Annotated in this window: 5 protein-coding genes; 1 reads left to right on the top strand and 4 read right to left on the bottom strand. The window is 72.2% G+C overall.

Annotated features, from left to right (window positions below; genetic code table 11):
• Window positions 1-659: 659 nt before the first annotated feature.
• On the top strand, window positions 660-1,778 hold the full coding sequence (gene trpS, locus ACFVGY_RS35985) for a tryptophan--tRNA ligase (protein ID WP_385686237.1): 1,119 nt from the start codon (window positions 660-662) through the stop codon (window positions 1,776-1,778).
• On the opposite strand, the gene proC is transcribed toward trpS, so the two are convergent.
• The 4 genes from proC to ACFVGY_RS35965 all read right to left on the bottom strand — a co-directional run bounded on the left by proC (window position 1,717) and on the right by ACFVGY_RS35965 (window position 4,862).
• Window positions 1,717-2,526: a pyrroline-5-carboxylate reductase gene (gene proC, locus ACFVGY_RS35980; RefSeq protein ID WP_385686234.1), complete on the bottom strand. Its 810-nt coding sequence runs from the start codon at window positions 2,524-2,526 to the stop codon at window positions 1,717-1,719. The genes trpS and proC overlap by 62 nt on opposite strands.
• A 121-nt stretch (window positions 2,527-2,647) precedes the next feature.
• Window positions 2,648-3,385 carry an ABC transporter permease gene (locus ACFVGY_RS35975; protein WP_385686231.1) on the bottom strand — a complete coding sequence of 246 codons (738 nt, stop codon included), beginning with the start codon at window positions 3,383-3,385 and terminating at the stop codon, window positions 2,648-2,650.
• Window positions 3,382-4,245, bottom strand: a complete 864-nt coding sequence (locus ACFVGY_RS35970) for an ABC transporter ATP-binding protein (protein WP_385686228.1) — start codon at window positions 4,243-4,245, stop codon at window positions 3,382-3,384. Before ACFVGY_RS35970 ends, ACFVGY_RS35975 begins: the two co-directional genes overlap by 4 nt.
• 95 nt (window positions 4,246-4,340) lie before the next feature.
• A complete protein-coding gene (locus tag ACFVGY_RS35965) occupies window positions 4,341-4,862 on the bottom strand; it encodes a hypothetical protein (protein WP_385686225.1) in 522 nt (173 codons plus the stop codon).
• Window positions 4,863-5,048 lie beyond the last annotated feature (186 nt).

The raw sequence follows: 5,048 nt of genomic DNA, 5'->3' as shown, positions 1-5,048 counted from the left end.
GACGCTTCCTTTGTACTCACCCTCTCGGGCTTTCCTCCGGGCTTTCGTTCTTGCGTTTCCCACTCTATCAGAGTGTTTCGCGCTTCGCTTTCCGGTTCTTCGCTTTCGCGCTTTCCCCTTCCGGCGATTCCGACTCTATCAGAACCTTTTCGGCCTGACTCCCAGTCAGCGGGATTTGCTGCGCGGGCCGTCGGCCCTTGCGGCGAGTGAGACATTAGCGGATTCCTTGCCCCCGAAGCCAATCGGCGGCTGCGTCCTGGAACGCGGATTCCCCATTCGCAAATACGCATGAAAACGAGACGGCAGAGTGCGCCGTTCGTTCGAGTGTGTAGTGCGGGATGGCTGTCCGGGGACCGACCAAGGTCGGCGCTCACGTCGGACAACTCGAAGAACCTTACGGACCACGCACGGGCGTGTCAACTCCGGGACGGGCACCCGACGAGGAGCTAGCCTGGCCCCCATGAACTCGCATGCGCTCATGCTCAGCCTTCGCTGGTGGGCCGCCTGACGGCGGCCGACCTTCCACGCGAGCACGCATGCGCTCACGGCCGCCGCCCCGGCGGCCGTTTTCGTTTCTCCCCCTCCCCTCCCGGGAGTGGCCGGCCGCCGGACGCAGCGGCCCCCACACCACACCGACAGGGACAGACAGGGAGACGGACATGGCGCGGATCTTCAGCGGAATCAAGCCGAGCGGCCACCTGACGCTGGGCAACTACCTGGGCGCCGTACGACAGTGGGTCGCCGCCGAGCAGAAGCCGGACGAGGCGCTGTTCTGCGTCGTGGACCTGCACGCGCTGACGGTCGAGCACGACCCGGCGCGGGTGCGGCGGCTCAGCCGGCAGGCGGCGACGCTGCTGCTCGCCGCCGGACTGGCGCCGGAGAAGTGCACGCTGTTCGTCCAGAGCCACGTGGACGAACACACGCGGCTGGCGTACCTGCTGGAGTGCACCGCGGCCGACGGGGAGCTACGGCGGATGATCCAGTACAAGGAGAAGGCGGCGCAGGCCCAGGCCGCCGGGGCCGGGGTGCGGCTGTCGCTCCTCACGTACCCCGTGCTGATGGCGGCGGACATCTTGGCGTACGCGACCGACGAGGTGCCGGTCGGCGAGGACCAGCGCCAGCACGTGGAGCTGACCCGGGATCTGGCCGTGCGTTTCAACCAGCGGTACGGGCACACCTTCACGGTGCCGAAGGCGACGCTTCCGGCGGTGGCCGCACGGGTCATGGACCTACAGGACTTGCGGTCGAAGATGGGGAAGTCCATGGGCGGCGGGCCGGGTGTCGTGTACCTGCTCGACGAGCCGGAGGTGGTGCGCCGGAAGGTGATGCGGGCGGTCACCGACAGCGGGGACGGCGGGGTGGTCTACGACCGGGAGGCGCGGCCCGGGGTGGCGAACCTGCTGGACGTGCTGGCCGCCTGCACGGGCGGGGATCCGGCGGTGCTCGCCGACGGGTACGGCGGATACGGGGCGCTCAAGCGGGACGTGGCCGAGGCCGTGGTGGAGGTGTTGCGGCCGGTGCAGGAGCGGCATGCCGTGCTCGCGGCCGATCCGGGGCTGGTGGACGGGGTGCTGCGGGAGGGTGCCGGACGGGCCCGGGCGATCGCGCGGCCGATGGTGGACCGGGCGTACGGGGCGATCGGGCTGCGGGCTCCGTCGGGTCCGCCGCCCGCCCGGGGACCGCCGTCGCGGCGGTCCCCGGGCGGGGTTCGGTCAGTCAGCCGGTGCCGGAGGCGAGTTCGCGGCTGCGGTCGCGGGCGGCTTCGAGGGCGGCGATGAGGGCGGCGCGGACGCCGTGGCGTTCGAGTTCGACGATGGCGTTGATGGTGGTGCCGGCGGGGGAGGTGACGGCCTCGCGGAGCTTGACGGGGTGCTCGCCGCTGTCGCGGAGCATCACGGCGGCGCCGATGGCGGCCTGGACGATGAGGTCGTGGGCCTGGGCGCGGGGCAGGCCGAGGAGGATGCCGGCGTCGGTCATGGCTTCGACGAGGAAGTAGAAGTAGGCGGGCCCGGAGCCGGACAGGGCGGTGGCGGCGTCCTGCTGGGACTCGGGGACGCGCAGGGTCTTGCCGACGCCGCCGAAGATCTCCTCGGCGTGCGCGAGGTGCTCGGCGGTGGCGTGGCTGCCGGCCGAGATGACGGACATGGCTTCGTCGACGAGGGCGGGGGTGTTCGTCATGACGCGGACGACGGGGGTGCCGGGGGCGAGCCGCTCCTCGAAGAAGGAGGTGGGGATGCCGGCGGCGCCGCTGATGACGAGGCGGTCGGCGGGGACGTGCGGGGCGAGCTCTTCGAGGAGCTTGCCCATGTCCTGCGGCTTGACGGTGAGGATGAGGGTGTCGGCGCGCTTGGCGGCCTCGGCGTTGCCGACGGCCTCGACGCCGTAGCGGGCACGGAGCTCCTCGGCGCGTTCGGAGCGGCGGGCGGTGACGAGGAGCTTCGCGGCGGGCCAGCCGCCGCGGATCATTCCGCTGAGCAGGGCCTCGCCGATCTTTCCGGTACCGAGGACTGCGACTGTCTGGGTCATGCGGTGTCACCTCGCCGAACTGGGTGCGCGTACGTGTGCTGTGTGTGCTGCGTCTGCTGCGTCTTCCTCATCCTTGCACCCGGGAGCGGGGGCGGGGGGTGGGTGTCCGCAGTGCGGGCGGTCAGGGGGTGCGGCGCCGGAGGGTGGCCGCGCCGAGGGCGAGGACGAGCAGGGCGCAGGCGGCGACGACGAGGGCGTCGCGGACGAAGTCGGCGGTCATGTCGGTGTGGGTGAGGACCTGGGTCATGCCGTCGACGGCGTAGGACATGGGCAGGACGTCGGAGATGCCTTCGAGGACCGGGTGCATGGTGCTGCGGGCGGCGAACAGGCCGCACAGCAGTAGCTGCGGGAAGATCACGGCCGGCATGAACTGGACGGCCTGGAACTCCGAGGCGGCGAACGCCGAGACGAACAGGCCGAGCGCGGTGCCGAGCAGGGCGTCGAGGAGGGCGACGAGGAGGAGCAGCCAGGGGGAGCCGACGACGTCGAGGCCGAGGAGCCAGAGGGCGAGACCGGTGGCGAGGAGGGACTGGGCGACGGCGACGGCGCCGAAGGCGAGGGCGTAGCCGGCGATGAGGTCGCCCTTGCCGAGCGGCATGGCGAGGAGGCGTTCGAGGGTGCCGGAGGTGCGTTCGCGCAGGGTGGCGATCGAGGTCACCAGGAACATGGTGATCATCGGGAAGATCCCGAGGAGGGATGCGCCGATGCCGTCGAAGGTGCGGGGGCTGCCGTCGAAGACGAAGCGGAGCAGGGTCAGCATCAGGACCGGGACCAGCAGCATCAGGGCGATGGAGCGCGGGTCGTGGCGCAGCTGGCGCAGGACGCGGGCGGCGGTGGCGGTGGTGCGGGCGGCGTTCATCGGGGCTGCTCCTGGGCGGCGGGGCCGGGGGCCTGGGCGGTGGGGGCCGGGTCCTGGGCCGGGTCCTGGGCGGCGCGGGCGTTGGCTTCGTCGACGAGGCGGAGGAAGCCCTCCTCGACGGTGGCGCAGTGGGTACGGGTGCGCAGTGCGTCGGGGGTGTCCTGGGCGAGGATGCGGCCCTCGCGCATGAGGAGGAGGTCGTGGCAGCGTTCGGCCTCGTCCATGACGTGGGAGGAGACGAGGATCGTCGTGCCGCGGGTGGCGGTGAGGTCGTGGAAGAGGCTCCACAGGTCGCGGCGCAGGACGGGGTCGAGTCCGACGGTCGGTTCGTCGAGGACGAGGAGTTCGGGGGCGCCGAGCAGGGCCACGGCGAGGGAGACGCGGCTGCGCTGGCCGCCGGAGAGGCTGCCGGCGAGGGCGTCGGCGCGGCCGGTGAGGTCGACGTCGGCGATGGCCCGGGTGACGGTGGCGCGGCGGCGGTCGGCGGCGGCTCTGCCGGGGTCGAGGACGGCGGCGAAGTAGTCGAGGTTCTGCCGGACGGTGAGGTCGTCGTAGACGGAGGGGGCCTGGGTGACGTACCCGATGCGGGCGCGGAGCTCGGGGTGGCCGGCGGGCTGGCCGAGGACGTCGAGGGTGCCGGTGACATGGGCCTGGGTACCGACGACGGCGCGCATGAGCGTGGATTTTCCGCAGCCGGAGGGGCCGAGGAGGCCGGTGATGCGGCCGCGGGGGACGTCGAAGGCGAGGGAGTCGAGGACGGTCCGCAGGGCGCGGCCGGTGCCGCGGCGGACGGTCAGGCCGTCGGCGTGGACGGCGGGGGCCGGGGCCGGGGCGACCCCTTGCTCCGAGTTATTCATCATGCGGTGAATAATGCTCCTGGGGGTGCCGGCCGTCAACAGAACGGACACTGCGGCGGGAACGGGCCCGGGCGGGGCGGGAGGTGACTGCGGGCCGGCTACTTCTTGCGCTTGGGGCGGCGCGCGGCCGGGTTGCCCGTACGGGAGCGGCGGCGGCGCTCGAACTCGGCGACGGAGCGCTCGTACTCGGCGCGGCGGAGCCGCTCGCCGGGGGCCTCGAAGAAGCAGCGCAAGAAGTACGCGATGAGGGAGCCGATGAAACCGATCATCTTCAGGCCCTTGAGCGAGGCCTCGTCGGAGGACGGGGCCGGGCGGCGGCCGAAGGACTCCCAGGTCTTGAGGAACGCGACCGCGCTGGCGATCGCGAAGAGGACGACGACGGAGATGCTGAGGAACGGGCCGACGTTGCCGATCTCCAGGCCCTCGTAGGCGAGGCGCAGCAGGTAGGCGGCGGCGAAGGCCGTGACGAGCGAACCCGCGCCGGCGGCGGCGCGGCGGAGGGCGTAGCCGCCGTCGTGCTCGACCCAGGTGGTGCCGAAGAAGGGGATCGGCTCCGGCTGCGGCCCGGCGGGCGGGGCCGGGGGCGTCGCGTCGGGGGTCTGCTGCTGTTCGTCGCTCACACCGGCGATTATCCACCGCCGGTGGGGGAGGGCCCGGTGCGTCTCACGTGTCAGACGCACCGGGCGGGGCGGGGCGGTCCCGGCCCGCCCCCGGCGGGCGGCCCGGCCCCCCGATACACGTTAGCGGGGCCACCGCCCCCCCCCCCGAGTCTCTTTAAAAAAAAAAGAAGCCCCACACACAAAAAC

This window comes from Streptomyces sp. NPDC127106 (assembly GCF_042677605.1).
In the GTDB taxonomy this organism is placed as follows: Bacteria; Actinomycetota; Actinomycetes; order Streptomycetales; family Streptomycetaceae; genus Streptomyces.
This window is presented reverse-complemented; position numbering and strand designations above follow the sequence as displayed.